Origin of the sequence: Mesorhizobium opportunistum WSM2075 (assembly GCF_000176035.2) — a bacterium.
Lineage (GTDB): Bacteria > Pseudomonadota > Alphaproteobacteria > Rhizobiales > Rhizobiaceae > Mesorhizobium > Mesorhizobium opportunistum.
On sequence record NC_015675.1, the window covers coordinates 5,336,600 to 5,360,815 of the forward strand.

Below are 24,216 nucleotides of genomic sequence, written 5' to 3' on the forward strand. Positions count from 1 at the left end.
CAGTTGTGCGGTCGTCGCCGGACAGCTACCCTTAGCGTGGTGGCATGATGCCGTTCGAGAAAACCGAGTAAAGCCTTCATGACGGTCGTTGAACGCTACATCATGCGCCGCGCTTTCGTGGTCTTCATGGCGGCGCTGGTCTGGACGCTGGCCATCGTGTGGACGACGCAGGTGCTGGCCAAGATCGATCTGGTCACCGACAGCGGCCAGTCCGCCTTGACCTTCTTCGAGGTCGCATCCCTCATCCTTCCCTCGATCATCCCGATCGTCGTGCCTTTCGCGCTGGTGGTGGCGGTCGCCCAGACACTCAGCGTCATGAATTCGGATTCGGAGCTCGCGGTCGTCAACGCCTCGGGCGCCTCGCGGTGGACGATTGTGCGGCCGATCATGCTTCTGGCGCTGGCCGCAAGCGTCTTTTCCTTTGCGGTGGACAACGGCATCGACCCCTATGCGCGGCAGAAGAACCGCGCCCTGGTGGCGGAGTCGCGCTCCGACCTGTTGTCGCTGATCATCCAGGAAGGCACCTTCCGAAAGATCGAGGATGGGCTTTTCCTGCAGATCGGCGAGCGGCTCCCCGACAACAAACTGGGTGGCATCTTCGTCGCCGATTCGCGCGAGGAAGGCGTCAATCTCGTCTATTATGCCAAGACCGGCAGCATCATCGAACGCGGCGGCGAAAAGGTGCTGATGATGAATGACGGCGTCATTCATCGCAAAACGCTGACCGGTGACCTCAGTGTCATCCGGTTCACCTCCTATGCCTTTGACATGTCGGCCTTCATGTCGGCGGCCAATCAAGTAACGCTGCTGCCGAAGGACCAGACCACCCAATACCTGCTCAATCCCAGCGCCAACGACAAGAACTATCAGCAAAATCCACAGGAGTACCGGGCCGAGATCGACCAGCGGTTTTCAGAGTGGACCTATTCCATGGTCTTCGCATTGATCGCACTGGCGGTCGCGGGCGACGCGCGCTCGCACCGGGAGGCGCGCGTCAATCCGCTGATCACGGCCATTGCAATATCGCTGTTCGTGCGCTGGCTGGGCTTCTTTGCCGCGAGCAAGGCCGATGAGATCCCGCAATACGGCTATATGGTCTATGGCGTGCCCATCGTGGCCTCGGCGGTGGCGATCTGGTTCATCGTCTCCAACCGGACCATGGAATTGCCGGTGGCCTGGGCGGACTGGATGACAAATCTGGCCAGCCGCATCGGTGACGGCTGGAATTCCCTCAAACTGCGTTTGTCCAGGCGCGACACTTCAGGTCAGAGGGTCGGCTGATGGGCTGGACGCTGGGCCGATATTTCTTCTTCCGCTACGTGGCGATCACGATCTGGTTCTTCCTCGGCCTGCTGGCGCTGGTGTTCCTGATCGATTTCACCGAGCTGTCCGGCCGTACCACCGGCTTGCCCGGCTTCACCTATGGGACGGCGATGGCCATTTCAGGCCTCCGGATGCCGATGATCATGCTGCAGACGGTGCCGTTCGTGGGCCTGTTCTCGGCGATGGCGACGCTGGTATCGCTCAACCGGCGCTACGAGCTGGTCATCGCGCGTTCGGCCGGCGTCTCCGCCTGGCAATTCCTTTTGCCGTGCTGCATCGGAGCACTGCTGTTCGGCGTCGTATCGGTCGGGATCATCAACCCGCTCGCCGCGCACGCCTTCTCCTTGTCCGAACAGATCGAGACCCAGTTGCGCTCCGGAAAATCGAACACGGTTTCGGCCGACGCGGCGCCCTGGATTCGCCAGAAAACCAGTTCCGGCGACACCATCATCGGCGCGCGGGCCATCCTCAACCAGGGCCTGGAGATGTCCGACGCCGTCTTTTTCATCCTCGACCAGCAAGGCAATATCGCCGAGCGCAAGGATGCGGTGCGCGCTTACCTTCGGGACGGCTATTGGGAATTGCAGGACGTCAAGACCTTCAGGAACGGCGTCATCCAGTCCGCGGCGAACGATCGCGTGCCGACCAATCTGAAGCCGGAATTCGTGCAGGAGCGGCTGGCACGCCCGGAAACCATTCCTTTCTACGACCTGCCCGGAAAAATCGAGGTTGCCCGTTCCTTCGGCCTCAAGGCAAATGCCTTTGCCATGCAGTTTGATTCGCTGGTGGCGTTGCCGTTCCTCCTCGTCGCCATGACGCTGATTGCTGCAACAGTTTCAATGCGGTTTGCGAGGATGGGACAATCGGCAACGATGATTCTGGGTGGCGTCGTTGCCGGCTTTCTGCTTTATGTCGTTTCGGTGCTGGTGAAGGCATTCGGCGTGGCGGGATTCGTGCCGACTGCCGTAGCCGCGTGGGTGCCGGTCGTGGTAGCTATGTTCTTCGGGGTGACTTTCCTGCTATACAAGGAAGACGGCTAGTGAGGGAAGCGGTTTTGCCCAGTAGCAGGCAGGCCCATTTGGCGCGCCTTTATGCGGCGAGCGCTTTGGCATGCTTGTTTGCCTGCGCCGTCCCGCTGCCTGCGGTCGCGCAGGAGGTCGGTGACGTTGCGGCCAAGGTTCCGTCCGGCTCGCAGATGCTGCTGGCCGCCGACACGCTGGTTTACAACAACGACAACCAGACCGTGACTGCCGTCGGCGGCGTGCAGATCGATTATGGCGGCAACCGCCTGGTTGCCCAGAAAGTCGTATACGACCGCAACACCAAGCGGATGGTCGCCAGCGGCAATGTCGAAGTCATCAACAGCGACGGCACCAAGATCAATTCGGATCATATCGATATAACCGACGATTTCGCCGACGGTTTCGTCAACGCACTGCGCGTCGAGACCATCGACAAGGCCTATTTCGCCGCCGAAAGCGCCGAACGCATGGGCGGCGTGCTGACCACGTTCCACAATGGCGTCTACACCGCCTGCGAGCCGTGCGAGGACAAGCCCAACAAAGCGCCGACCTGGCGCGTGAAGGCCAGGAAGATCATCTGGAACGGCGAGAAGAAAACGGTTCGCTTCGAGAACGCGAATTTCGAGTTCTTTGGCTTCCCGCTCGCCTACCTGCCGGCGTTCGAGATTGCCGACCCGACGGTCAAGCGCAAGAGCGGCTTCCTGATCCCCAGTATCAGCTACAACAGCCACCTGGGCTACAGCGTCAAGGTTCCCTATTATTTCGCACTGTCGCCGACCTATGACCTGACGGTGTCGGGAAGCGGCTACACCAAGCAGGGCTTCCTCGGAGAGGCCGAGTGGCGCCAGCGGTTCAACAACGGCGAATACAGTTTGAAGATTGCCGGGATCCAGCAGCAGAACCCCGACGCTTTCATTGATACCACCGCCTTCCCCTCTACCGGTGGCCACAACATCGATTCGGGCGCGGCGGGCGATCCGAACAAGTTCCGCGGCATGATGGGCACGCAGGGCAAGTTCGCCATCAACGAACGCTGGAATTTCGGCTGGGACGTTCTGCTGCAGACCGACAAGGACTTCTCCAGCACCTACAACATCGACAAGTACAATGCCGCCGTCCACCAGTCGACGGTTTACCTGACGGGTCTCAACGGCCGCAATTATTTCGACGTGCGCGCCATGCACTTCGATGTCCAGGAGAACACGCCCAACAACTATATCTCCGCGCGAAGCGATCAGCAGCCCTGGGTGCTGCCGTCGTTCGACTATACAAACATCCCCGACGTCGCGGTCGCCGGCGGCCAGTTGTCGCTCAATGTCCACGCGCGGGTGCTCCGTCGCGATGAACTCGATCAGACTTACAACACCCCATACGATGCCACCACGCCTGTGCAGCGCGTGCGCGGCATTGAAGGTGAATCGGGGCGTCTCACAGCTGAGGCCGAGTGGAAGCGGACATTCGTCACCGACGGCGGGCTGGTGCTGACGCCGTTGCTAGCATTTCAGGGCGACGTTGATTATCTCAACGCGTCGTCGGCGTCGCTCGCCGCCGTCAACCAGATGGCGGCCAATCCTGATATAAATACCAGCGATGACATGCGCTCTTCATTTGCCCGTTACATGGCAACCGCCGGGCTGGAGATGCGCTGGCCGCTGCTGTTTTCGATGGCCAGCGGGTCCAGCCATGTCATCGAACCGATGGCACAGGTCTTTGTGCGTCCGAACGAACAGTATGTCGGCGGCCTCGCCATTCCGAACGAAGACGCCCAGAGCATGGTGTTCGATGCGACCACCCTGTTCGAACGCGACAAGTTCTCCGGCTACGATCGTGTGGAAGGCGGCACGCGCGCCAATGTCGGCTTCCGCTATTCCGGCTCCTATATGAACGGCTGGGGTACCAACGCCATTTTCGGCCAGTCCTATCAGATTGGCGGCGAGAACTCCTTCGCGGCGCCGGATCTGGTCAATGTCGGCGCCTATTCGGGTCTTCAGGACACCAAGTCCGACTATGTCGGCCTGTTTGGCATCAACAGCCCCAACGGGTTCGCGGCCTCGGTCAGCGGTCGCTTCGACGAACAGACCTTCGAGATCCGCCGTGCCGAGTTCAAAGCCGCCTATTCGGGGCTGCCGGTATCGCTGAGCGCCAAATATGCCTTCATCCAGGCTCAGCCGCTCTATGGTTTCACGACCGACCGTCATGAAGTCACGCTGGGTGCCTCGACGCATCTTGCCGAGAACTGGCGCGTCTTCGGTACAGGCACCTACGACCTGCAGGAAAGCCTGCTGGTCAAGGATGGGGTGGGCTTTGCCTATAATGATTCCTGCTTCACCTATCTGATGACGTACTCGCAGTCGCGCGACCTGAACACCAGGGAGGTGACGCAGAGCATCGGCTTCAACCTGTCGTTCCGTACGCTCGGCGACTTCGGCTCGTCGACCAACGCCATCGACACCATCCAGTAGTCGGCGACATCGTTTCGCCGCATAGGGCTGGCACGGATTCGCGCACCCGGATGAGGACGAAATTGGGCGGAGCCGGGATGATAAAATTGGGATGCCAACGATGAGGAAATACCTCTTTTCAGCAGGGTTTGCGCTGCTTGTGGCGGCGACATCCGTGTCGATGACCGTCATGACGCCGCCGGCTTTCGCCAGTGAGATCAAATACGTCGTCAACAACGTACCGATCACAACTGGTGATATCGCGCATCGTGCCGCCTTCCTCAAACTGCAGCGCAAGAAGGGCGATGCAGCCCAGGAAATGATCGACCAGACGCTGCGCCTCGCGGAAGCCAGACGGCTTGGTATCCGCATCAGCGACGCCCAAGTCGAAGCGGCCTATCAGCGCTTTGCAACCAGCAACAAGATGCAACTCAGCCAGCTTAACGGCGTCATGGAAAAATCCGGCGTCGGCAAGGACCACTTCAAGGAGTTCATCCGCGCCCAGATGGCCTGGAACCAGGCCTTGGGCGCGCGCTACCGTTCCGGCGAGGGCGGCAGCGTGACCGAGCAGGATGCGGTCAGGCGCATGCTCGACAAGGGTGGCGCCAAGCCAAGCGCCACCGAATACATGCTGCAGCAGGTCATCTTCGTCGTGCCGGCGTCCGAGCGCAGCGCCACGCTGGCCAAGCGCAAGCGCGAGGCCGACGCCATGCGCGCCCGTTTCAACGGCTGCACCACGACGCGCGAATTCGCCAAGGGCCTGATCGACGTCACCGTTCGCGACCTGGGCCGGGTGCTGGCGCCGCAATTGCCGCCGGACTGGGCCGAGCAGATCAAGGCGACCAAGGTCGGTGGCGCCACCGTCACGCGCGAGACCGAGCGCGGCGTCGAGTTCATCGGCATATGCTCATCGCGTGAAGTGTCCGACGACAAGACCGCCCAGATGGTGTTCCAGAGCGAAGGCTCCAGCGACAAGAATGCCGACGAGCTCAGCAAGAAATATGTCGAAGAGTTGAAGGCGAAAGCCCACATCGTCAAGCGCTAACGTGAGTGGCGCTGACGTGAATGGCGCTGACGTGGATGACGCGGTGAGCGCGCTGGCGTTGAGCGCCGGCGATCCATCCGGCATCGGCCCCGAAATCGCCATCGCCGCCTTTATGGCGCGTGAAGCTCTTGGCGTACCTGCCTTCTATCTGCTTGCCGATCCGGCACTGATCGCCTCGCGGGCAGGCCAGCTCGGCCTGTCGGTGCCGATCATCGAGACAACGCCCGCGCAATCGGCACGGGCATTCGCCCAGGCCCTGCCGATCGTTCCGCTGACGGCGCGCTGTGTCGACAGTCCGGGCCGGCCGGATCCGGCCAATGCAGCCGGCACCGTCGAGGCCATCGATCGCGCTGTCGCTGCCTGCCTTGCCGGTGACGCCGCCGCCGTCGTCACGTGCCCCATCGCCAAGAAGCCGCTCTACGATGCCGGATTCCGCTTTCCCGGCCATACCGAATATCTGGCGCATCTGGCGGCCCGGCACACCGGCGTCGAGGCGCTGCCGGTGATGATGCTGGCGGGTCCTGACCTGCGCACGGTTCCCGTCACCATCCACATCGCCCTGGCCGAGGTGCCGAAGGCCCTGACCACCGAGTTGATCGTCGCCACCGCACGCATCACCGCCGCCGACCTCGCCAGCCGGTTCGGCATCGCCAAGCCGAGGCTCGCCGTCGCGGGCCTCAATCCGCATGCCGGCGAAGGCGGCTCCATGGGCCTTGAGGACGAGCGTATCGTGCGCCCGGCCGTCGACATCCTGCGCGCGGAGGGCATCGACGCTTTCGGTCCCCTGCCGGCCGACACATTGTTCCATCCCCGGGCGCGGGCGGGCTACGACGCGGCGCTGTGCATGTATCACGACCAGGCTTTGATCCCGGCCAAGGCATTGGCCTTCGACGAGGCGGTCAACGTCACGCTCGGCCTGCCCTTCATCCGAACCTCGCCCGACCATGGCACCGCCTTCGACATCGCCGGCAAGGGCATTGCGCGCCCCGACAGCCTGATCGCTGCGTTGAAGCTGGCCAGGAAGCTGGCTGACACCGACGCAAGGGCCGCGGCCGCATGAACACTCCCCCTTCTGGCTTTCCGGCATGAGCATCGACGGGTTGCCGCCGCTGCGCGACGTCATTGAGCGCCATGAGCTGCAGGCGAAAAAGGCGCTCGGCCAGAATTTCCTGCTCGACCTCAATCTAACCAGCAAGATCGCGCGTGCCGCGGGCGACCTGACAAACACCACGATAATCGAGGTTGGGCCGGGCCCCGGCGGCCTGACAAGGGCGCTGCTTTTCAACGGCGCCCGACGGGTCATTGCCATCGAGCGCGACGAACGCTGCCTGGCGGCGTTGGCCGAGGTTTCGGAACATTATCCGGGCCGGCTGGAGATTATTGCCGGCGACGCGCTGAAAACGGACTTTGCCGCGCTCGCCGCCGGCGCGCCGACGAAGATCGTGGCCAACCTGCCCTACAACATAGGCACCGAGTTGCTGATCCGCTGGCTGACGGTCACGGACTGGCCGCCCTTCTATGCCTCGATGACGCTGATGTTCCAGCGTGAGGTGGCCCAGCGCATCGTCGCCGCACCCGGCAGCGATGCCTATGGCAGGCTTGGCGTGCTGGCCGGCTGGCGTACCCAGGCCAGGATCGCCTTCGACGTGCCACCCCAGGCATTCACGCCGCCGCCCAAGGTTACCTCTTCGGTGGTGCATCTGGAGCCGCGCGCGACACCCCTGCCCGCCGACGTGAAAAAACTCGGCCGCGTCACGGAAGCCGCTTTCGGCCAACGCCGGAAGATGTTGCGGCAGAGCGTGAAAAGCCTCGGCGGCGAGACCCTGCTCGAGCGCGCAGGCATCGATCCGACCCGCCGTGCCGAAACGCTCAGCGTCGAGGAGTTCGTGCGGCTGACCAATTTGGTATAGAGCAATTCCAGGAAAAGTGTGACACGGTTTTCCGTCCGGAATTGCGTAAAAACAAAGAGATAGAGCGGTTCGCCGTTTCCGTGAAACGGTGAAATGCTCTAGCACCGGCAGGTCTGGAAACGCCTCGCTCACGGCATAGATAATCTGGCAATATGCTGGAGAACCAAATGCCCGCCTACATCATTTCCGATGTCACCATCCGCGACGAAGAGGCGATCGAGATCTATCGGACCCGTGCCGCTGCCTCCATCGCACAGCACGGCGGGCGCTATCTGGTGCGTGGCGGCCAGGTGGAGGCGCTGGAAGGCAAGTGGCATCCCCGGCCGCTGATCGTCGTCGAATTTCCTGACATGGAACGGGCCAGGCGTTGGTACGCTTCCGCTGAGTATGCCGCTGCACTGGACGTGCGCGACGCCGCGCTCAGCCGCAATCTGATCCTGGTCGACGGCATGGCATCCTGAAACCGGTCAGCCGGTCTTTTCGTCCAACAGGCCAGAGACGAAATCGAACAGACCAGGCCGACGATCGCGCCTCAGCCGCTCGGCCACGACGATGCCGCGCACTTCGGCGAAGGCACGATCGAGGTCGTCATTGACGATGACGAAATCATATTCCTTCCAGTGCTCGATCTCGTTGCGGGCGTTCTTGAGCCGCGTCTCGATCACCGCTTCCTGGTCCTCGGCGCGGCGCTTCAGGCGCGCCTTCAGTTCCTTCATCGACGGCGGCAGGATAAAGATCGAGACGATATCGGCGCGCATCTTCTCCTTGAGCTGCTGGGCGCCTTGCCAGTCGATGTCGAAGAGCATGTCGCGGCCTTGCGCCAGCGCCAGTTCGGCGGGTTCGCGCGGTGTCGCATAGCAGTTGCCATGCACCTCGGCCCACTCGAGCAGCGCGTCGGAATCGCGCAACCGTTCGAAGTCGCGCATCGTGCGGAAATGGTAGTGAACACCCTCGATCTCGCTGCCGCGACGCGGCCTGGTGGTGACCGAGACCGACAGTTCGAGGCTGGAGTCGCTTTCCAGAAGGTTGCGCGCGATGGTCGACTTGCCGGCGCCGGATGGCGACGACAGGACGAGCATCAGCCCCCGGCGACGAATGCGGGAGCCCAAATCCCTGGCAACCATCGGTTCCTTGGCAACCATCGGCTACTCCAGATTCTGGACCTGTTCACGAAACTGGTCGACCACGGCCTTCAGTTCCAGCCCGATCGCGGTGACGGCGGCGGCGTTCGACTTCGAACACAGCGTATTCGATTCGCGGTTAAATTCCTGTGCCAGAAAATCGAGCTTGCGGCCGACGGCGCCGCCACCCTCGATCAGCGCCCGGCCAGACGCGACATGCGTTTTCAACCGGTCGATCTCTTCGCGAATGTCGGCCTTGGTGGCAAGAAACGCCGCTTCCATGTGCAGCCGGCTCGCATCCAGATTGGCGGACGGGTCCATCAGCAGCCTGACCTGCTCGGCGATGCGTTCACGGATCGCCGCCGCATCGCGCGACGGGTCCGCCTCGGCGAGCAGCGTCAAGGCCTCGATGGCGTCGATATGGCCGGACAAAAGCAGCGCCAGTGCAGCACCCTCGCCGTGCCGCGCCTGTTCGAGCCCTTTCAGCGCCACGTCTAGCGCCGCCATGATGGCCGCATCGAGCGCGGCGCGCACCTCTTCGGTTTCGACGGTTTCGGGAATGTCGAGTACGCCACGCAGCGAAAGCAGGCCGTCGGCCGTCGCGGGAGCAACGCCAAATTGTTCCTGCAGCCGCTTGGCGAGCCCCGCCAGATCCTTCAGGAACGCCTCGTTGACGACCGGCTGCGCCTGCGCGCCGGCGGCACGGCCGATGGTCAGCGTCGCCTGGAAATTGCCACGGGCGAAACGCTTCTGCAGCGTTTGCCTGACCGCCGGCTCCAGCCGCTCGAATCCTTGCGGCAGCCGCAGCCGCACCTCGACGCTCTTGCCGTTGACGGACTTGACCTCCCAAGCGACCGAGGTCCCTTCATGCTCGGCGACGGCACGGGCAAATCCGGTCATGCTCTGCAAATTCATGTCGCCTACACACCCCTGGCGCATCGCCCCGAAACCATCCCGGACAGGGCAGATGCTGCTTAAAAACGATCACGCCGCGGGACGTCGAAATCGGACGCGTGGCGTTGCTTCAAATGTCAGGGCTGTCGCCCTTCCAGCCTTCTTCGTCTTACTGGGCGGCACCCGCATCGCCGCCGGCGTCGCCACTGTCGCCGTCGCTGCCGTCGCTGCCGTCAGCAGGTTTGTCGGCACTGCCGCTGGCCCCGGCGGCTGCGGCGGCCTTGGCCGCTTCATCGGCCTGCTTCTTCTGCAACGCACGATAGCGGGCGACGTTTTCATTGTGCTCGTCCAGCGTCGCGGCAAAAACGTGACCGCCCGTGCCATCGGCAACGAAATAGAGATCGTCGGTCTTCGATGGATTGGCCACGGCCTCAAGTGCCGCACGCCCCGGATTGGCGATGGGCGTCGGCGGCAGGCCGCTGATCAGATAGGTGTTGTAAGGCGTCTGCTTCTGTATGTCGGACTGGTAGATCGGCCGGTCCACCGGCTTGCCCTTGCCGCCGAACAGACCATAGATGATGGTTGGATCGGATTGCAGGCGCATGCCCTTGGCCAGCCGGTTCAGGAAGACCGCGGCCACCCGTGAACGCTCGTCACCCTTGCCGGTTTCCTTCTCGACGATCGAGGCCAGGGTGACGAACTCGTCGACGTTCGACAGCGGCAGGTCCGGCGCGCGCCGCTGCCATACCTCGTCGACCAGCTTCTTCTGATCGCCCAGCAACTTGTCTATCATCTGCTGGCGCGTCGCGCCGCGCGTGAAACGCAGCGTGTCGGTGGCCAGGCTGCCCTCTGGTGGCGTCTTGGCCGGCATGTCGCCGCTCAAGGCGGGCTCGCCCGCGATACGCTGCAGAGCCTGCTCGACCGTCAACCCCTCCGGAATCGTCAGTGAGTACATCACCGACTTGCCGCTCTTCAAAAGCTCCATGATGTCGCGCATGGATGCCCTGGGCTTGACCTCGTATTCACCGGCCTTGAGCGCGGAATCATTGCCGAAGGCGCGCACGCCAAGCCGGAAGATACGAGCGTCGCTGATCAATCCGCGGCGCTCGAGCTGGTCGGCGATATCCTGGACGCCGGTGTTCGGCTTGACCAGGAAAGTGTCGCCATTGGCCGAGGGGCCGGGTTCGGTGAATTCCTGCTTGCCGAAGTAGACCGCCACGCCCGCCGCCAGCACCATCAGCATCACCGAGGAGATGACGAAGTTCATGAACACCACGACCTGGCTGCGAGAAGCGCGCGAGCGCTTCGGCGGCGGCGTTCCGGCTTCAGGCCGCAAGGCTTCGCTGGCTGTTTTCGGCACGATCGGCCCAGTGCTCGCCGGACGTTGGCCGAATTCTCCGTTGCCTGCCGGGTTTGTGTTCATTTCGCCCTACCGTTTGATCTCTCAACGAATCCCCTGCGGCAGAGTAGGGGCGAATATGGCAAAATTGACGACACGTCAAAGCACCGCCCGGTAACCGGACGATCAGCCATTGTAGCGCTGGAACACAAGCGATGCGTTGGTGCCGCCGAAGCCAAAGGAATTGGACAACGCGACGTCGATCTGGCGGGAGCGAGGCTTGTTCGGCACCAGGTCGATCGCGGTTTCGCGTTCGGGGTTGTCGAGGTTGATGGTCGCCGGCGCGACATTGTCCCTGATCGCGAGGATCGAGAAGATCGCTTCGGCGGCGCCCGCCGCCCCCAGGAGATGGCCGATCGACGATTTGGTCGACGACATCGAAATCTTGGACGCGGCATTGCCGACAAGCCGCTCGACGGCGCCGAGCTCGATCGTGTCGGCCATGGTCGAGGTGCCATGGGCGTTGATGTAGTCGACATCGGCAGGCGTCAGCTTGGCTCGGTTCAGGGCCGCCGTCATGCAACGGAAGGCGCCGTCACCGTCCTCGGCGGGCGCGGTGATGTGATGGGCATCGCCAGTCAGGCCATAGCCGGTAACCTCGGCATAGATCTTGGCGCCGCGCGCCTTGGCGTGCTCCAGCTCCTCCAGCACGACGACGCCGGCGCCCTCGCCCATGACGAAGCCGTCACGGTCGCGGTCGTAGGGGCGCGATGCAGTCTGTGGCGTATCATTGTGCTCGGTCGACAGCGCCCGGCATGCGGCGAAGCCGGCGATCGACAGCCGCGTCACCGGCGCTTCGGCACCGCCGGCGACCATGACGTCTGCATCGCCCCACATGATCAGCCGGGCAGCGTCGCCAATGGCGTGCGCGCCGGTCGAGCAGGCAGTGACGACGGCATGGTTCGGGCCCTTCAGCCCGTGCCGGATCGAAACCTGGCCGGAGACGAGATTGATGATCTGGCCGGGGATGAAGAAAGGGCTGATGCGGCGCGGACCGCGCTCCTTGAGGATCATCGCGTTCTCGGCGATGCCCTCGATACCACCGATGCCGGAACCGATCAGAACGCCGGTGGCGCACTGCTCTTCATGGGTTTTGGGTTCCCAGCCGGAATCCTTCAGCGCCTCGTCGGCGGCGGCAATCCCGTACAGGATGAAGTCGCCGATCTTGCGCAATTCCTTCGGCTCGAGCACGGCCTCGGGATTGAAGGTAGCATTGCTGCCGTCGCCACGCGGAACGACGTGGGCGATCTTGCAGGCAAGATCCTCCACCTCGAACTCGGTGATGCGCTTGGCGGCGCTGCGGCCGGTCAGAAGTTCCTTCCAGCTGTGCTCGAAGCCCATGCCGAACGGTGACAACAACCCAAGGCCCGTGACGACGACACGCCTCATCGCAGGTCCTCCCCGGTGGTGACAGCAGAAAGCGTCAGGCCGAAGCCTTGTCGATGTACTTCACCGCATCCCCGACGGTCAGGATGGTCTCGGCCGCGTCGTCGGGAATCTCGACGCCGAATTCTTCTTCGAACGCCATGACGAGTTCGACCGTGTCGAGGCTGTCGGCGCCCAGATCGTCGATGAAGCTCGCCTGCTCCGTCACTTTGTCGGCATCGACGCCAAGGTGTTCGATGACGATCTTCTTGACGCGCTCTGCGGTGTCACTCATTTGGGCATCCTCGTCTTTTGTTTGTCTGTCTTCGTTAGCGGGCAGAATGCCGCTAATCAAGCTGAAAGATGGTCCTGCCGGAAACGCAACGGCCACGGACCGGTTTTTGCCCGAACCGCCGGGTTGCGGGCCGCATTACACGAAAAATAGCTGAGGTCCAAGGCGAAATGGTCTCTTTTCACAACCCGGCAGCGTTGCCGCCGGGCCTCGTTCAGATCATCGCCATGCCGCCATTGACGTGGACGGTCTGGCCCGTGACGTAAGCTGCTTCGTTGGAGGCGAGATAGGCGACCGCGGACGCGACTTCAACGCTGGTGCCCATGCGGCGCGTCGGGATGGCCGCCATGATCGCCTCTTTCTGCTTGTCGTTGAGCTTGTCGGTCATTGCCGATTCGATGAAGCCGGGGGCCACACAGTTGACGGTGATGTTGCGGGTGGCGATCTCCTGCGCCAGCGACTTCGAGAAGCCGATCATGCCGGTCTTGGAGGCGCAGTAATTGGTCTGGCCGGGATTGCCGGTCACGCCGACCACCGAGGTGATGTTGATGATGCGGCCATGGCGCCGGCGCATCATCGGATGGGTGAGTTCGCGGGTGAGCCGGAAAACGGCGGTCAGATTGACCTCGATCACGCTGTCCCAATCGGCGTCCGACATGCGCACGAACAGGCCGTCCTTGGTGATGCCGGCATTGTTGACCAGGATGTCGACACCTTCCAGATCGGCTTCCGCCTTCTGGCCGAGCGCCTTGACCTCGTCGCGGTTCGACAGATTGGCCGGAAACAGCTTGACCCGGTCGCCAAGTTCGTTGGCCAGCGTCTCCAGCTTCTCGATGCGCGTGCCATGCAGGCCGACAATGGCGCCCTGCGCATGCAGCACCCTGGCGATTGCCTCGCCGATGCCTCCCGATGCCCCGGTAACGAGCGCCTTGCGGCCGGTCAATTCGAACATGTCTTGTCCTCTTCTTAAATGGGGCGGGCGATTATCTGTAGATGTCACCACGGTGGCCGATGGTTACCACCAGAACGACCAGCCGGCTGTCCTGCACATCGCAGATAATGCGATAATCCCCAACCCGGTATCTCCAAAAAGTCGCCAAAGGGCCCTTCAGCGCCTTGCCGGCTTCACGTGGATTGTCGAGCACCGCGATACGGTTTTCAATGAAGTCCCGGATGCGATGCCGCGTTTTTGGATCCAGCTTTTCAACGAATTTGCGCGCTGAACGGGCGTATTCAAGCGTCCAGGCCACGCCAGAAGTCCTCGCCCTTCATGACATCCTCTTCGCCACGCCTGATCCGCTCCAGAACTTCAGCGGCGAGGTAATAGTCTTCCATTTCCTCGATACCGCGCTCGATGAGTTCGCGCAGATAGTAAGCCTTGCTGCGGCCGGTCCTGGCCGCCAGGAAATCCAGGCGCTCCTCGATCTCGGGAGCCAGTCTTATAGAGGTCGGCATGGCAATCCTCATGAATACATGTATTCATGTACAGCCGCGCAGGGGAGAATTCAAGTCAGAGCGCCGCTAGCGCCGCCTCGACGTCAACCGCCGCACCGACCGACGCGGTAGCGATGTCGCGGTTGATGCGCCGCGCCAGCCCCGACAGCACCTTGCCAGCGCCAATTTCGTAGAGCGCGGTGACGCCGTTGGCGCCGAACCATTCGACCGTCTCGCGCCAGCGCACGCGGGCGACCACCTGCTCGACCAGGCGCCGCGAAATCTCGTCCGGGTCGCTCGTCGGGGTGACTGTGACGTTCGAGACGATCGGAACCACCGGTGCGGCCTTGGCCACTTCGGCGAGCGCATCGCGCATGATCTCCGCGGCCGGCGTCATCAACGCCGAATGGAAAGGTGCCGAGACCTGCAGCATCAGCGCCCGCTTGGCGCCCTTTTCGATGCAAAGCCTAGCGGCCAGTTCGACTGCGGCCTTGGCGCCGGAGATGACCAATTGGCCGCCGCCATTGTCGTTAGCGACCTGGCAGACAGACCCTTTGGCCGCTTCAGCGCAGGCAGCTTCGACATCCGCCTGCTCCAGTCCGATGATCGCCGCCATGGCGCCCTCGCCGGGAGGTACCGCCGCCTGCATGGCGTTGCCGCGAATGCGCAGCAGCCGCGCGGCATCGCCAACGGAAACGAAGCCCGCGGCGGCCAGAGCCGAATATTCGCCCAGCGAATGGCCGGCGACATAGGCGACTTTGTCCTTCAGCGAGAACCCGCGCGATTCCAGCGCCCTGATGGCCGCCAGCGATACCGCCATCAGCGCCGGCTGTGCGTTGGCCGTCAGCGTCAGGGCCTCTTCGGGACCTTCCCAGATCAGCTTCGACAGGTTTTCGCCGAGCGCGTCATCGACTTCCTGGAAGACCCTGCGCGCCTCGGGAAAGCTATCGGCGAGATCCTTGCCCATGCCGACAGCCTGGCTTCCTTGTCCCGGAAAGGTGAATGCGACGGCCATGCGAAGGCTCCCAACGGCTGGTTTTGCTTGCCTGATAGGCGGGTTTTTCTTGCCTGTGACGCAAGGCAGGCCGCCAAGTCAAGCCCAGTTCGCCCCTGCCGGGCGGCCTCGTCAACCGCCGAGTGCCTGTTCCCAAAGGCTTTTTGGCGATCACTCCTGATGAAAACCGCTCACGAATCGTTTGCTGGCTCTTCTTATTTCCGCCACAGGCGCTAGCTTTGCGTGACAATTATATGACAATCGAGTGACGTGTTTGTCGCTGGGTGGGGAAGTTGAAGTGACAAAGAGTTCGAAACGTAGCGGTAAAGCCGTGCCGCAATTCCTGGAAGACGATCCGTCCACCGGCTACCTGCCGGGCCGGAGATGGCCGGTTGTCCGTTACGGGCTGATCAGCCTGGCGATCGCGGCCATCCTGGTGTTCGCCATCGAACTGATCGTGCGCGGTGATTTCGCCGGCACCGTCTCCTTCTTCCTGCAACCGCTCAAGCCGGGCTGGACCACGATCGTCGTGTTCGCGCTGATCCTGATCGGCCTCGACGCCGTGCTCGGCCGTAGCCACCAGAGCCTGATGATCGTGGCTCCGCTGACCCTGTCCCTGGCCTTTGTCGGCCATCAGAAGTCGCATTATCTCGGCGACCCGCTCTATCCGACGGATTTCCTCTACGCCCGCCAGATCGTCGCCCTGCTGCCATTGCTGGTTCGCGACCGGCCAATGACCGCGCTCGCCATGGTCGTCGGCATCGTCGCCGGCCTGTCGCTGCTCGTCTATGGCTGGCGGCTGTGGCGCCGCAAGGTCCTCGCACTCAGCCGCAAGGGCCGCCTCGCCCGGCTGACGCTGGCGGTTCCGCTGCTCGCCTTCTTTGTCTCGATCATGGACTACGCCACCTTCTCGTGGACCAGGGACCGGCTGCAGATCATCCCGATCATGTGGGACCAGAAGGAAAACTACGCCTCCAACGGCTTTGCGCTCGCTTTCGCGCTCAACGTGCCGATGGCGCATGTCTCGGCGCCGGCCGGCTATTCCGACAAGGCGATCGCCGCGATCGAGAGGCCAGCGGTGACAGCCTCCGTGCCCGCCGAGAAACCGGACATCATCGTCGTCATGAGCGAATCGTTCTGGGATCCGACCAAGCTGCCAGGGGTCACCATTACGCCGGACCCCATTCCCAATGTGCGGGCGTTGCGCTCGGGCTATATGTTCTCGCCCGAATTCGGCGGCATGACCGCCAATATCGAGTTCGAAGCGCTGACCGGCTTCTCGAACGCCTTCCTGCCGGCCGGCAGCATCCCCTACCAGCAATATGTGCGCACCCCGACGCCGTCGATGGCAACCTTCCTGAAGAGCGAGGGTTATCAGGCGCGTGCCATACATCCAGGCACCAACTGGTTCTGGAACCGCGGCGCGGTGTACGCCGATTTCGGCTTCAACGACTTCAAGTCGGAAGAGACGCTGCCGCCGATGGAAAAGCGCGGACCGCTGGCATCGGATGCGGCGATGACCGACGAGATCATCCGCGAAGCCGACGCCAGCGAGCAGCCGGTGTTCTTCTTCGCGGTCAGCCTGCAGAACCATGGTCCCTACGAGCCGAACCGCTACTACAACCCGACCCACAAGGTGCAGGCGCCGATCAGCCAGTGGGCGCGTGAATCGCTGCTGAGCTATGCGGAGGGATCCGCGGATGCCGATCGCGGTCTCGAGCGCCTCGTCGAATGGGCAAAGAAGCGCTCCCGTCCCACGGTGATCGCCTTCTTCGGCGACCATCTGCCGCCGCTGGGCCCGGTTTACGTCGAAACCGGCTTCCTCAAGGACAATGTCGCGCCGCGCAAGGAGGCGTCACCGCAGGATGCCCTTCAGCATCACGAGACGCCGCTGGTCATCTGGTCGAACCGCACCGGTCCGGCCGAGGACCTGGGTGCGGTCAGCCCCGCCTTCCTGCCCTATCATATCCTGAAGACGGCCGGCATCACCCATCCCTACTACACCGGCTTCCTGGGCGAGATGCGCGAACGCTACCGCGTCGTCGACCGCAACCTGTTGCTGACGCCGGCCGGGGAAGCCACGCCCGACTGGGCGCGGCAGAAGGACATCGACCCGGCGATCCGCGACTTCCGCCTGCTGCAATATGACATGATGTTCGGCAAGCGGCACGCGGCGCCGGACTTCTTCCCCGAAACGGTCGACAAGGTCGTAGCCCACATGAGTTGAGCCTGCAGTCCCTCTGAGGGGATCGAACACTCAATTCGTTAGTTGCAGCTTCGAGAACTTGTTGGCGATCTGCTCTTGAGAAGCATCTCATCCCCGGAAATGCTTGCCGCTGCGGGGAAATCGCAAAGTCTTGCGGTTGTCGCCATTTGACCTTCCCCTGCGACATCGCCCCCCTTGCGACATCGCCCCCTTTGCGACACAGGGCCCCTGCGACATCGCGAACGCCACCCGCCCTTGCCTTCCCTGCGGATTGCTATATAGACGCCCGCAATCTGCCGGTCCTAGCTGGGGGCTGAACGGAGGGCCGGAGGTTTTCTCAAAAACCTTCGCGTGAAGCCAGAAGTGCTTCCGCCTCCCGTGTCTCCGCTCTCGACCGTCTCGTCATGCTCCTTTCTTCCCCGCCCCTCAAGGGATCCGGGTCAGAGAAGTTGCAGAGGCTTTTGCCGCCGGGAACCGGGAGAGAAACGAAGAAAGGCACGAAGACATAATGGCTCTTTACGAACATGTGTTTCTTGCCCGGCAGGACCTCTCGCAGCAGCAGGTCGATGCGCTTGTCGAACAGTACAAGGGCGTCATCGCAGCAAATGGCGGGTCCGTCGGCCGGGTCGAGAACTGGGGACTGAAGTCCCTCACCTACCGGGTCAACAAGAACCGGAAGGCATACTACACGCTGATGGACCTCACCTGCCCGCCGGCAGCGCTCAACGAGATGGAGCGCCAGATGGGCCTGTCCGAGGACGTGCTGCGCTTCCTGACCATTAAGGTCGAGGCGCATGAGGAAGGCCCCTCGGCGATGATGCAGAAGCGCGAAGAGCGCTCGGAGCGCGGTGGCTTCGGCGACCGCGACCGTGGTGACCGTGGCCCGCGTTCGTTCGGCGACCGCGATCGCGGCGACCGTCCGCCGCGCAGCTTCGGCGATGCCGGTGGCGAGCGTGGTCCGCGCCGTCCGCGCGAAGGCTTTGAAGGGGGTGCAGAATAATGGTCGACATCAACCAGATCCCGACCCGGCGCCCGTTCCATCGTCGCCGCAAGACCTGCCCGTTCTCCGGCGCCAACGCGCCCAAAATCGACTACAAGGACGTGCGTCTGCTGCAGCGCTACATTTCCGAGCGCGGCAAGATCGTGCCGTCGCGCATCACCGCGGTCAGCCAGAAGAAGCAGCGTGAGCTCGCCAAGGCGATCAAGCGCGCCCGCTTCCTCGGCCTGCTGCCTTACGTGGTTCGCTAAATTTCTCCGAGCGGGCGGCTTTGTCGCCCGCTTTTTCTCCACGGCGACGGGCGCCGCTGGAGTGTCTTGACGATGCATGTCGTTGTCCCAAAGCCGGGAACCCACTTTTGGGCGACATGCAGGAAATCCCGGGTTGAGGCCAAAGCCTCTAACTGCCGACAGGCAGGACAGCGACACCGGCGGCAACGCCCTTTGCTTCCTGACCTGTTCCCAAGAATTGGCATCGATCCCGAGATCGACGCCCAACTGAAAGGAACAAAACCATGGAAGTCATTCTTCTCGAACGCGTTTCCCGACTCGGCCAGATGGGTGATACCGTCAAGGTCAAGGACGGCTTTGCCCGCAATTTCCTCTTGCCGCAGGGCAAGGCGCTGCGCGCCAACGAGGCCAACAAGAAGAAGTTCGAAGGCCAGCGTGCCCAGCTCGAGGCCCGCAACCTCGAGCGTAAGTCGGAAGCCGCCCAGGTTGCCGAAAAGCTCGACGGCAAGAGCTTCATCGCCGTCCGCTCGGCCGGCGAGACCGGTCAGCTCTATGGTTCGGTGTCGACGCGCGACATCGCCGACCTGCTGACGGCGGAAGGTTTCACGGTCAACCGCAACCAGATCCAGCTCAACCAGCCGATCAAGACCATCGGTGTCACCAATGTGGCGATCGCGCTGCACCCGGAAGTCGAAGTCACGATCACGCTCAACATCGCCCGCACGGCCGACGAAGCCGAACGCCAGGCCAAGGGCGAGACGCTGACCACCGCCGAAGCCATTTATGGCGACGACATCAACGACAACGCCCGGCCGGAAAACTTCTTCGATCCGAACGCCGAGTTCGAAGGCGGCGAAGACAACGCCTGATCTCACCCTCGCAAGGGATTGGAGCTAAGCTCCGATCACATTGCCGTTATCCGTCCTTTGTGGACCAACGCCCGGGCCTCTCGCCCGGGCTTTTTTGTGCCAAAAGGAACTTTCCGGGTCCCCATATATTGTTGCAGACTAGATCGTCGCGCGTCCTTTGGACGCGCAAAGGACGTGTGGAATTAGAGTTCGGCGCATGATCCAGTCCGAAAGTCGATTGCGGTTTTCGGGCCATGCGTAAGGCACCCTGGGGACATTAGGTCATGAATATTCTCTTGAAGCGCGTTCTCGATCGCCTGGTTCGCACCGGCAGTCTCAAAGTGACCGGACCGAAGGGCACGACATTCGTGTTCGGCGACGGCAGCGGCGAGCCGGTGCACCTGCACATCAAGACCCGACATGCCGAACGCGCCATCACGTTCGATCCGATGCTGGCGGTGCCTGAATCCTACATGGATGGCGAACTCGACATTCTCGACGGCGGCGTGCTCGGTGTGATGCGAATTGCCTTCCAGAACATGGGCAGCGGCGGCATCGACGCGACCTGGTCGAAAGCCATCGAGGGCCTGCGCCACGCCTTCCGCCGCCTGCAGCAGATCAACACCGCCTCGCGCTCGCGCCGCAACGTGCAGCGGCACTATGATCTGTCAGGCGATCTCTACCGGCTCTTCCTCGACGAGGACATGCAGTATTCCTGCGCCTATTTCGAACAGCCGGACATGACGCTGGACGAGGCGCAGGCCGCCAAGAAGCGCCACATCGCCGCCAAGCTCAGGCTGAAGGCCGGCCAGACGGTGCTCGACATCGGCTCCGGCTGGGGCGGGCTTGGGCTCTATCTCGCCAAGGCTTTCGACGTCGACGTGCAGGGCGTGACGCTGTCGACCGAACAGCATGGCGTGGCCACCGACCGGGCGCACGCGCAGGGGCTGGAAAACCACGTCCATTTCGAGCTGAAGGATTACCGCGAGCTCAACGAGCGTTTCGACCGCATCGTTTCGGTCGGCATGTTCGAACATGTCGGCGTCAACCACTACCGCACCTTCTTCGACAAGTCCGCGACACTGTTGAAGCCCGATGGCGTCATGCTGCTGCACACGATCGGCCGTTCCGGTGTGCCGTGGGCGACCAGCGCCTTCATCCGCAAGTACATTTTCCCGGGCGGCTACATCCCGGCAATGTCGGAGGTGCTGCCGGCGATCGAGAAATCCGGCCTCGTGGTCACCGACGTCGAGATCCTGCGGCTCCACTATGCCGATACGCTGAAGCACTGGGGCCAGCGCTTCGCCGCCAACCGCGACAAGGCCAAGGCGATCTACGACGAACGCTTCTGCCGCATGTGGGAATTCTATCTGGCCGCCTCGGAAGCCGCCTTCCGCTGGCAGGACCTGGTCATCTTCCAGTTCCAGATCACCAAGAAGAACGACACGCTGCCGATGACCCGCGACTATATGGCCAAATGCGAAAAGGCGCTGGAAATGCGCGACCTGGGCCGCCGCGAGGCGGCTCCCGTCGAGAAGCCCGCCAAGCCTGCCCGTCGCCGCAAGGTGGCGGAATAGAAACGGGAACGTTCGTACGCTTTCGCTGTTGGCGCTTGCCTTCGCACGCCCCTGCCCTGAAAAAGGCCTCGTGATCGTCGCGAGGCCTTTTTCATGAGCTATCTCCTTTATGTTGCCGCGGCCCTGGCCGAGATCGCCGGCTGCTTTTCGGTATGGGCATGGTGGCGGCTGGAAAGGTCGCCGCTCTGGCTGGCGCCGGGCTTCGTCTCGCTTGTCCTGTTCGCCTGGCTCCTGGCACTGGTCGACATCAATGCGGCGGGCCGTGCCTATGCCGCCTATGGCGGCATCTACATCACGGCGTCGCTCGCCTGGCTGTGGCTGGTGGAAGGCGTGCGGCCCGACCGCTGGGATCTTGCCGGCGCGGTCCTCTGCATGGCCGGAGCCTCTGTCATCCTGCTCGCACCGCGCGGAGCCTGACCATGGAATTGCCAGCGCCACTTCGCCAAGGGGTCGAGCGCCTGCTTGAAAACGTTCCGCTGGCGACCCTGAAGCAAGCGGCGAAAACGCTTTCAGACCGCTACCGTGCCGAGTTGCGCGATGGCCGCCTGCACATGGCGCAGGATTTGGCCGTGCACGCTTATCTCGCGACGCGGCTGCCAGCGACCTATGCCGCGGTCCGCGCCAGTCTTGGTGTGCTGAATGAAGCCCGGCCGGATTTCACCCCGAAAAGCCTGCTCGATATCGGAGCCGGGCCTGGTACGGTGCTTTGGGCCACGATGGACCTCTGGCCCGACCTCGAACAGGCGGTGCTCCTCGAAGCCAGTGCGGCGGCACGCAAGGTCGGCGAGACGCTCGCCGCCGGCGCAGTCGCTGCCCGGACCCAATGGCTGGCCGGCGACGCCACCATCGACCTCGCCGATCTCGAGCCGGCCGAGCTGGTGACGTGTACCTATGTGCTGGACGAGATCATTCCGGCATCCCTGCCGAAGCTTGTCGACCGGCTTTGGCACCTCACGGCCGACACGCTGCTCGTTGTCGAGCCGGGCACGCCTGCCGGCTGGCAGCGAATCCTGGCGGTGCGCGCGCGGTTGATCGCGGCGGGCGCGCATCTGCTGGCGCCTTGTCCGCATGAGGCGCCTTGCCCGCTCGCCCCGCCCGACTGGTGCCACTTTTCCCGCCGCGTCGCCCGCTCGCGCCTGCACCGGCTGGCCAAGGAGGCGGAAGTGCCGTGGGAAGACGAGAAGTTCATTTTTGTCGCCGCCTCGCGCCAACCGGCCGCCGCGCATGCCGCGCGGGTGCTCGCACCGCCAAAGTCCGGCTCAGGCAAGGTTCTGCTCAAGCTTTGCGGAACGGACGGCAGCGCCGGCGAAAAATTGCTGACCAAACGCGACGGTGATCTGTTCAAGGCGGCACGGCGCCTGGACTGGGGCGATACGCTGGACGAAGGAAGCGCCTGATCGCCAAGATTGTTCTTGATCTGTTCCAAAGACTCGGGTAGGGACTTGCGCCTTTCCGAGTCAATCGGAATCGGGGCTTGGAAGCACTCTCCTGTGGACGGTTCGCCGAGCCTGTGAACAACGGGCATCAAGGCTGGTTGGTCATGCGATGATGCAGAAAGGTCAGCATCGATTCGTCTCGTTCTGATATCGAGAAGCCGGGATCGACATCGGGGATATCATGGCAGAGGCAGCACGAAAATTCGGCGTGGCGGAGCAACCGCTCTATCGCGAATCGCCCAACAACATCGAGGCCGAGCAGGCGCTGCTTGGTGCGATCCTCGTCAACAACGATGCCTTCTATCGTGTCTCCGACTTCCTGAAGTCCGGCCATTTCTACGAACCCCTGCACCGCAAGATCTTCGATGTCGCGGCCGAGCTCATCCGCATGGGCAAGGTGGCGACGCCGATCACCTTGAAGACCTTCCTGCCGGCCGACGAGAAGGTCGGCGACATGACGGTGGCGCAATATGTCGTGCGGCTGGCGGTCGAGGCCGTCACCGTCGTCAACGCCACGGACTATGGCCGCGCCATCTACGATCTGGCCACGCGCCGGGCGTTGATCACCGTCGGCGAGGACATGGTCAACATCGCCTATGACGCGCCGGTCGACATGTCGCCATCCGAGCAGATCGAGGATGCCGAGCGCCGCCTTTTCGAACTGGCCGAAACCGGACGCTACGATGGCGGCTTCGAGAGCTTCACCGACGCGGTCAAGACCGCGGTCGACATGGCCAACGCCGCCTATATGCGCGACGGCCATCTGTCGGGCCTTGCCACCGGCATGCGCGATCTCGACCGCCGCATGGGCGGCCTGCAGGCGTCCGATCTGATCATCATCGCCGGCCGTCCAGGCATGGGCAAGACGTCGCTCGCGACCAACATCGCCTTCAACATCGCCGAGATGTATGAGCCGGCTCAGCAGGCCGATGGCTCGTTCAAGGCGGCCAATGGCGGCGTCGTCGGCTTCTTCTCGCTCGAAATGTCGTCCGAACAGCTCGCCACCCGCATCATTTCCGAACAGACGGAAATCTCCTCCTCGAAGATCCGCCGCGGTGAAATCACCGAAATGGACTTCGAGAAGCTGGTCGCCTGTTCGCAGACCATGCAGAAGATCCCGCTGTTCATCGACCAGACCGGCGGTATCTCGATCGCCCAGCTCTCGGCCCGTGCCCGGCGGCTGAAACGCCAGCGCGGCCTCGACCTGATCGTCATCGACTATATCCAGCTGATGCAGGGTTCGAGCGCCAAGTCTTCGCAGAACCGCGTGCAGGAAATCACCGAGATCACCACCGGCCTGAAGGCACTGGCCAAGGAACTGGCCGTGCCGATCATCGCGCTTTCGCAGCTCTCGCGCCAGGTCGAAAGCCGTGACGACAAGCGCCCGCAACTTTCCGACTTGCGTGAATCCGGTTCGATCGAGCAGGACGCCGACGTCGTGATTTTCGTCTATCGCGAGGAGTATTACCTCAAGAACCGCGAGCCGAAGCTCGGCACGGAGGAATACGTCAAGTGGGAAAACGAGATGAACGAGATGCGCGGCAAGGCCGAGGTGATCGTGGCCAAGCAGCGCCACGGCCCGACAGGCTCTGTCACCCTTGCGTTCCACGGTGAGTTCACCCGCTTCTCCGATCTGGCTGAGGAACATCATATCGCGGAGAGGTTCGAGTGACCTCTTGAGA

General features: G+C 62.9%; 25 protein-coding genes. 16 read left to right on the forward strand and 9 right to left on the reverse strand.

Features of this window, described 5'->3' with window-relative positions; genetic code table 11:
• Positions 1-78: 78 nt before the first annotated feature.
• The 7 genes from lptF (at position 79) to MESOP_RS25875 (ending at position 8,202) form a co-directional block, all read left to right on the forward strand.
• Positions 79-1,281: an LPS export ABC transporter permease LptF gene (gene lptF / locus MESOP_RS25845; RefSeq protein ID WP_013896289.1), complete on the forward strand. Its 1,203-nt coding sequence runs from the start codon at positions 79-81 to the stop codon at positions 1,279-1,281.
• Complete coding sequence (lptG, locus tag MESOP_RS25850) at positions 1,278-2,363, forward strand: LPS export ABC transporter permease LptG (protein WP_031250372.1); 1,086 nt, start codon at positions 1,278-1,280, stop codon at positions 2,361-2,363. The genes lptF and lptG overlap by 4 nt, the downstream gene beginning before the upstream one ends.
• Entirely contained in the window at positions 2,363-4,807 is a 2,445-nt protein-coding gene (locus MESOP_RS25855; protein ID WP_013896291.1) for an LPS-assembly protein LptD, read from the forward strand. The genes lptG and MESOP_RS25855 overlap by 1 nt, the downstream gene beginning before the upstream one ends.
• Positions 4,808-4,898: 91 nt before the next feature.
• Positions 4,899-5,831: a peptidylprolyl isomerase gene (locus MESOP_RS25860; protein WP_041164328.1), complete on the forward strand. Its 933-nt coding sequence runs from the start codon at positions 4,899-4,901 to the stop codon at positions 5,829-5,831.
• A 31-nt stretch (positions 5,832-5,862) separates the two neighbouring features.
• The gene (pdxA, locus tag MESOP_RS25865) at positions 5,863-6,891 is read left to right on the forward strand and encodes a 4-hydroxythreonine-4-phosphate dehydrogenase PdxA (RefSeq protein WP_041165011.1); all 1,029 of its coding nucleotides are present in this window, start codon (positions 5,863-5,865) and stop codon (positions 6,889-6,891) included.
• 25 nt (positions 6,892-6,916) lie between these two features.
• Positions 6,917-7,741, forward strand: coding sequence for a 16S rRNA (adenine(1518)-N(6)/adenine(1519)-N(6))-dimethyltransferase RsmA (gene rsmA / locus MESOP_RS25870; protein WP_013896294.1), 825 nt, complete (start codon positions 6,917-6,919; stop codon positions 7,739-7,741).
• A 167-nt stretch (positions 7,742-7,908) separates the two neighbouring features.
• On the forward strand, positions 7,909-8,202 hold the full coding sequence (locus MESOP_RS25875; protein WP_013896295.1) for a DUF1330 domain-containing protein: 294 nt from the start codon (positions 7,909-7,911) through the stop codon (positions 8,200-8,202).
• Positions 8,203-8,208: 6 nt separating this feature from the next.
• Here MESOP_RS25875 and gmk read toward each other — a convergent pair whose 3' ends face one another.
• The 3 genes from gmk to mltG all read right to left on the reverse strand — a co-directional run bounded on the left by gmk (position 8,209) and on the right by mltG (position 11,116).
• A complete protein-coding gene (gene gmk, locus MESOP_RS25880; protein ID WP_049802478.1) occupies positions 8,209-8,865 on the reverse strand; it encodes a guanylate kinase in 657 nt (218 codons plus the stop codon).
• A 21-nt stretch (positions 8,866-8,886) separates the two neighbouring features.
• Positions 8,887-9,777 carry a YicC/YloC family endoribonuclease gene (locus tag MESOP_RS25885; protein ID WP_013896297.1) on the reverse strand — a complete coding sequence of 297 codons (891 nt, stop codon included), beginning with the start codon at positions 9,775-9,777 and terminating at the stop codon, positions 8,887-8,889.
• 148 nt (positions 9,778-9,925) lie between these two features.
• Positions 9,926-11,116, reverse strand: a complete 1,191-nt coding sequence (mltG, locus tag MESOP_RS25890; protein WP_342447489.1) for an endolytic transglycosylase MltG — start codon at positions 11,114-11,116, stop codon at positions 9,926-9,928.
• Between mltG and MESOP_RS36285 the strand changes: the two genes are divergently transcribed.
• The gene (locus MESOP_RS36285; protein WP_245264976.1) at positions 11,022-11,273 is read left to right on the forward strand and encodes a hypothetical protein; all 252 of its coding nucleotides are present in this window, start codon (positions 11,022-11,024) and stop codon (positions 11,271-11,273) included. The genes mltG and MESOP_RS36285 overlap by 95 nt on opposite strands.
• 8 nt (positions 11,274-11,281) lie before the next feature.
• Here the strand turns inward: MESOP_RS36285 and fabF are convergent, their stop codons facing one another.
• The 6 genes from fabF to fabD form a co-directional block, all read right to left on the reverse strand.
• The gene (gene fabF, locus MESOP_RS25895; RefSeq protein WP_013896299.1) at positions 11,282-12,544 is read right to left on the reverse strand and encodes a beta-ketoacyl-ACP synthase II; all 1,263 of its coding nucleotides are present in this window, start codon (positions 12,542-12,544) and stop codon (positions 11,282-11,284) included.
• Between the two features lie 34 nt (positions 12,545-12,578).
• Positions 12,579-12,815, reverse strand: coding sequence for an acyl carrier protein (locus MESOP_RS25900; protein ID WP_006203723.1), 237 nt, complete (start codon positions 12,813-12,815; stop codon positions 12,579-12,581).
• 211 nt (positions 12,816-13,026) lie between these two features.
• Positions 13,027-13,764: a 3-oxoacyl-[acyl-carrier-protein] reductase gene (gene fabG / locus MESOP_RS25905; RefSeq protein ID WP_013896300.1), complete on the reverse strand. Its 738-nt coding sequence runs from the start codon at positions 13,762-13,764 to the stop codon at positions 13,027-13,029.
• Between the two features lie 31 nt (positions 13,765-13,795).
• On the reverse strand, positions 13,796-14,062 hold the full coding sequence (locus MESOP_RS25910; RefSeq protein WP_013896301.1) for a type II toxin-antitoxin system RelE family toxin: 267 nt from the start codon (positions 14,060-14,062) through the stop codon (positions 13,796-13,798).
• Complete coding sequence (gene relB, locus MESOP_RS25915; RefSeq protein WP_013896302.1) at positions 14,046-14,267, reverse strand: type II toxin-antitoxin system RelB family antitoxin; 222 nt, start codon at positions 14,265-14,267, stop codon at positions 14,046-14,048. Before relB ends, MESOP_RS25910 begins: the two co-directional genes overlap by 17 nt.
• Before the next feature lie 55 nt (positions 14,268-14,322).
• Entirely contained in the window at positions 14,323-15,261 is a 939-nt protein-coding gene (fabD, locus tag MESOP_RS25920) for an ACP S-malonyltransferase (RefSeq protein ID WP_013896303.1), read from the reverse strand.
• Positions 15,262-15,514: 253 nt separating this feature from the next.
• Between fabD and MESOP_RS25925 the strand changes: the two genes are divergently transcribed.
• The 8 genes from MESOP_RS25925 (at position 15,515) to MESOP_RS25960 (ending at position 24,206) form a co-directional block, all read left to right on the forward strand.
• Complete coding sequence (locus MESOP_RS25925) at positions 15,515-17,467, forward strand: LTA synthase family protein (RefSeq protein WP_013896304.1); 1,953 nt, start codon at positions 15,515-15,517, stop codon at positions 17,465-17,467.
• Between the two features lie 487 nt (positions 17,468-17,954).
• Positions 17,955-18,446: a 30S ribosomal protein S6 gene (gene rpsF, locus MESOP_RS25930; protein ID WP_013896305.1), complete on the forward strand. Its 492-nt coding sequence runs from the start codon at positions 17,955-17,957 to the stop codon at positions 18,444-18,446.
• Complete coding sequence (rpsR, locus tag MESOP_RS25935) at positions 18,446-18,694, forward strand: 30S ribosomal protein S18 (protein ID WP_006203718.1); 249 nt, start codon at positions 18,446-18,448, stop codon at positions 18,692-18,694. Before rpsF ends, rpsR begins: the two co-directional genes overlap by 1 nt.
• Before the next feature lie 263 nt (positions 18,695-18,957).
• On the forward strand, positions 18,958-19,542 hold the full coding sequence (gene rplI, locus MESOP_RS25940; RefSeq protein ID WP_013896306.1) for a 50S ribosomal protein L9: 585 nt from the start codon (positions 18,958-18,960) through the stop codon (positions 19,540-19,542).
• Positions 19,543-19,805: 263 nt separating this feature from the next.
• Positions 19,806-21,098: a cyclopropane fatty acid synthase gene (locus tag MESOP_RS25945; RefSeq protein ID WP_013896307.1), complete on the forward strand. Its 1,293-nt coding sequence runs from the start codon at positions 19,806-19,808 to the stop codon at positions 21,096-21,098.
• Between the two features lie 93 nt (positions 21,099-21,191).
• Positions 21,192-21,515, forward strand: a complete 324-nt coding sequence (locus MESOP_RS25950) for a YnfA family protein (RefSeq protein ID WP_013896308.1) — start codon at positions 21,192-21,194, stop codon at positions 21,513-21,515.
• Between the two features lie 2 nt (positions 21,516-21,517).
• Complete coding sequence (locus MESOP_RS25955; RefSeq protein WP_013896309.1) at positions 21,518-22,495, forward strand: small ribosomal subunit Rsm22 family protein; 978 nt, start codon at positions 21,518-21,520, stop codon at positions 22,493-22,495.
• A gap of 220 nt (positions 22,496-22,715) precedes the next feature.
• The gene (locus tag MESOP_RS25960) at positions 22,716-24,206 is read left to right on the forward strand and encodes a replicative DNA helicase (protein WP_013896310.1); all 1,491 of its coding nucleotides are present in this window, start codon (positions 22,716-22,718) and stop codon (positions 24,204-24,206) included.
• Positions 24,207-24,216 lie beyond the last annotated feature (10 nt).

Coding starts and splice junctions, on each gene's coding strand:
- lptF (WP_013896289.1), top strand. CDS start 79: ATGACGGTCGTTGAACGCTACATCATGCGCCGCGCTTTCGTGGTCTTC.
- MESOP_RS25860 (WP_041164328.1), top strand. CDS start 4,899: ATGCCAACGATGAGGAAATACCTCTTTTCAGCAGGGTTTGCGCTGCTT.
- rsmA (WP_013896294.1), top strand. CDS start 6,917: ATGAGCATCGACGGGTTGCCGCCGCTGCGCGACGTCATTGAGCGCCAT.
- MESOP_RS25875 (WP_013896295.1), top strand. CDS start 7,909: ATGCCCGCCTACATCATTTCCGATGTCACCATCCGCGACGAAGAGGCG.
- gmk (WP_049802478.1), bottom strand. CDS start 8,865: ATGGTTGCCAGGGATTTGGGCTCCCGCATTCGTCGCCGGGGGCTGATG.
- MESOP_RS25885 (WP_013896297.1), bottom strand. CDS start 9,777: ATGAATTTGCAGAGCATGACCGGATTTGCCCGTGCCGTCGCCGAGCAT.
- MESOP_RS36285 (WP_245264976.1), top strand. CDS start 11,022: ATGAACACCACGACCTGGCTGCGAGAAGCGCGCGAGCGCTTCGGCGGC.
- fabF (WP_013896299.1), bottom strand. CDS start 12,544: ATGAGGCGTGTCGTCGTCACGGGCCTTGGGTTGTTGTCACCGTTCGGC.
- MESOP_RS25900 (WP_006203723.1), bottom strand. CDS start 12,815: ATGAGTGACACCGCAGAGCGCGTCAAGAAGATCGTCATCGAACACCTT.
- fabG (WP_013896300.1), bottom strand. CDS start 13,764: ATGTTCGAATTGACCGGCCGCAAGGCGCTCGTTACCGGGGCATCGGGA.
- relB (WP_013896302.1), bottom strand. CDS start 14,267: ATGCCGACCTCTATAAGACTGGCTCCCGAGATCGAGGAGCGCCTGGAT.
- fabD (WP_013896303.1), bottom strand. CDS start 15,261: ATGGCCGTCGCATTCACCTTTCCGGGACAAGGAAGCCAGGCTGTCGGC.
- rpsF (WP_013896305.1), top strand. CDS start 17,955: ATGGCTCTTTACGAACATGTGTTTCTTGCCCGGCAGGACCTCTCGCAG.
- rpsR (WP_006203718.1), top strand. CDS start 18,446: ATGGTCGACATCAACCAGATCCCGACCCGGCGCCCGTTCCATCGTCGC.
- rplI (WP_013896306.1), top strand. CDS start 18,958: ATGGAAGTCATTCTTCTCGAACGCGTTTCCCGACTCGGCCAGATGGGT.
- MESOP_RS25945 (WP_013896307.1), top strand. CDS start 19,806: ATGAATATTCTCTTGAAGCGCGTTCTCGATCGCCTGGTTCGCACCGGC.
- MESOP_RS25950 (WP_013896308.1), top strand. CDS start 21,192: ATGAGCTATCTCCTTTATGTTGCCGCGGCCCTGGCCGAGATCGCCGGC.
- MESOP_RS25955 (WP_013896309.1), top strand. CDS start 21,518: ATGGAATTGCCAGCGCCACTTCGCCAAGGGGTCGAGCGCCTGCTTGAA.
- MESOP_RS25960 (WP_013896310.1), top strand. CDS start 22,716: ATGGCAGAGGCAGCACGAAAATTCGGCGTGGCGGAGCAACCGCTCTAT.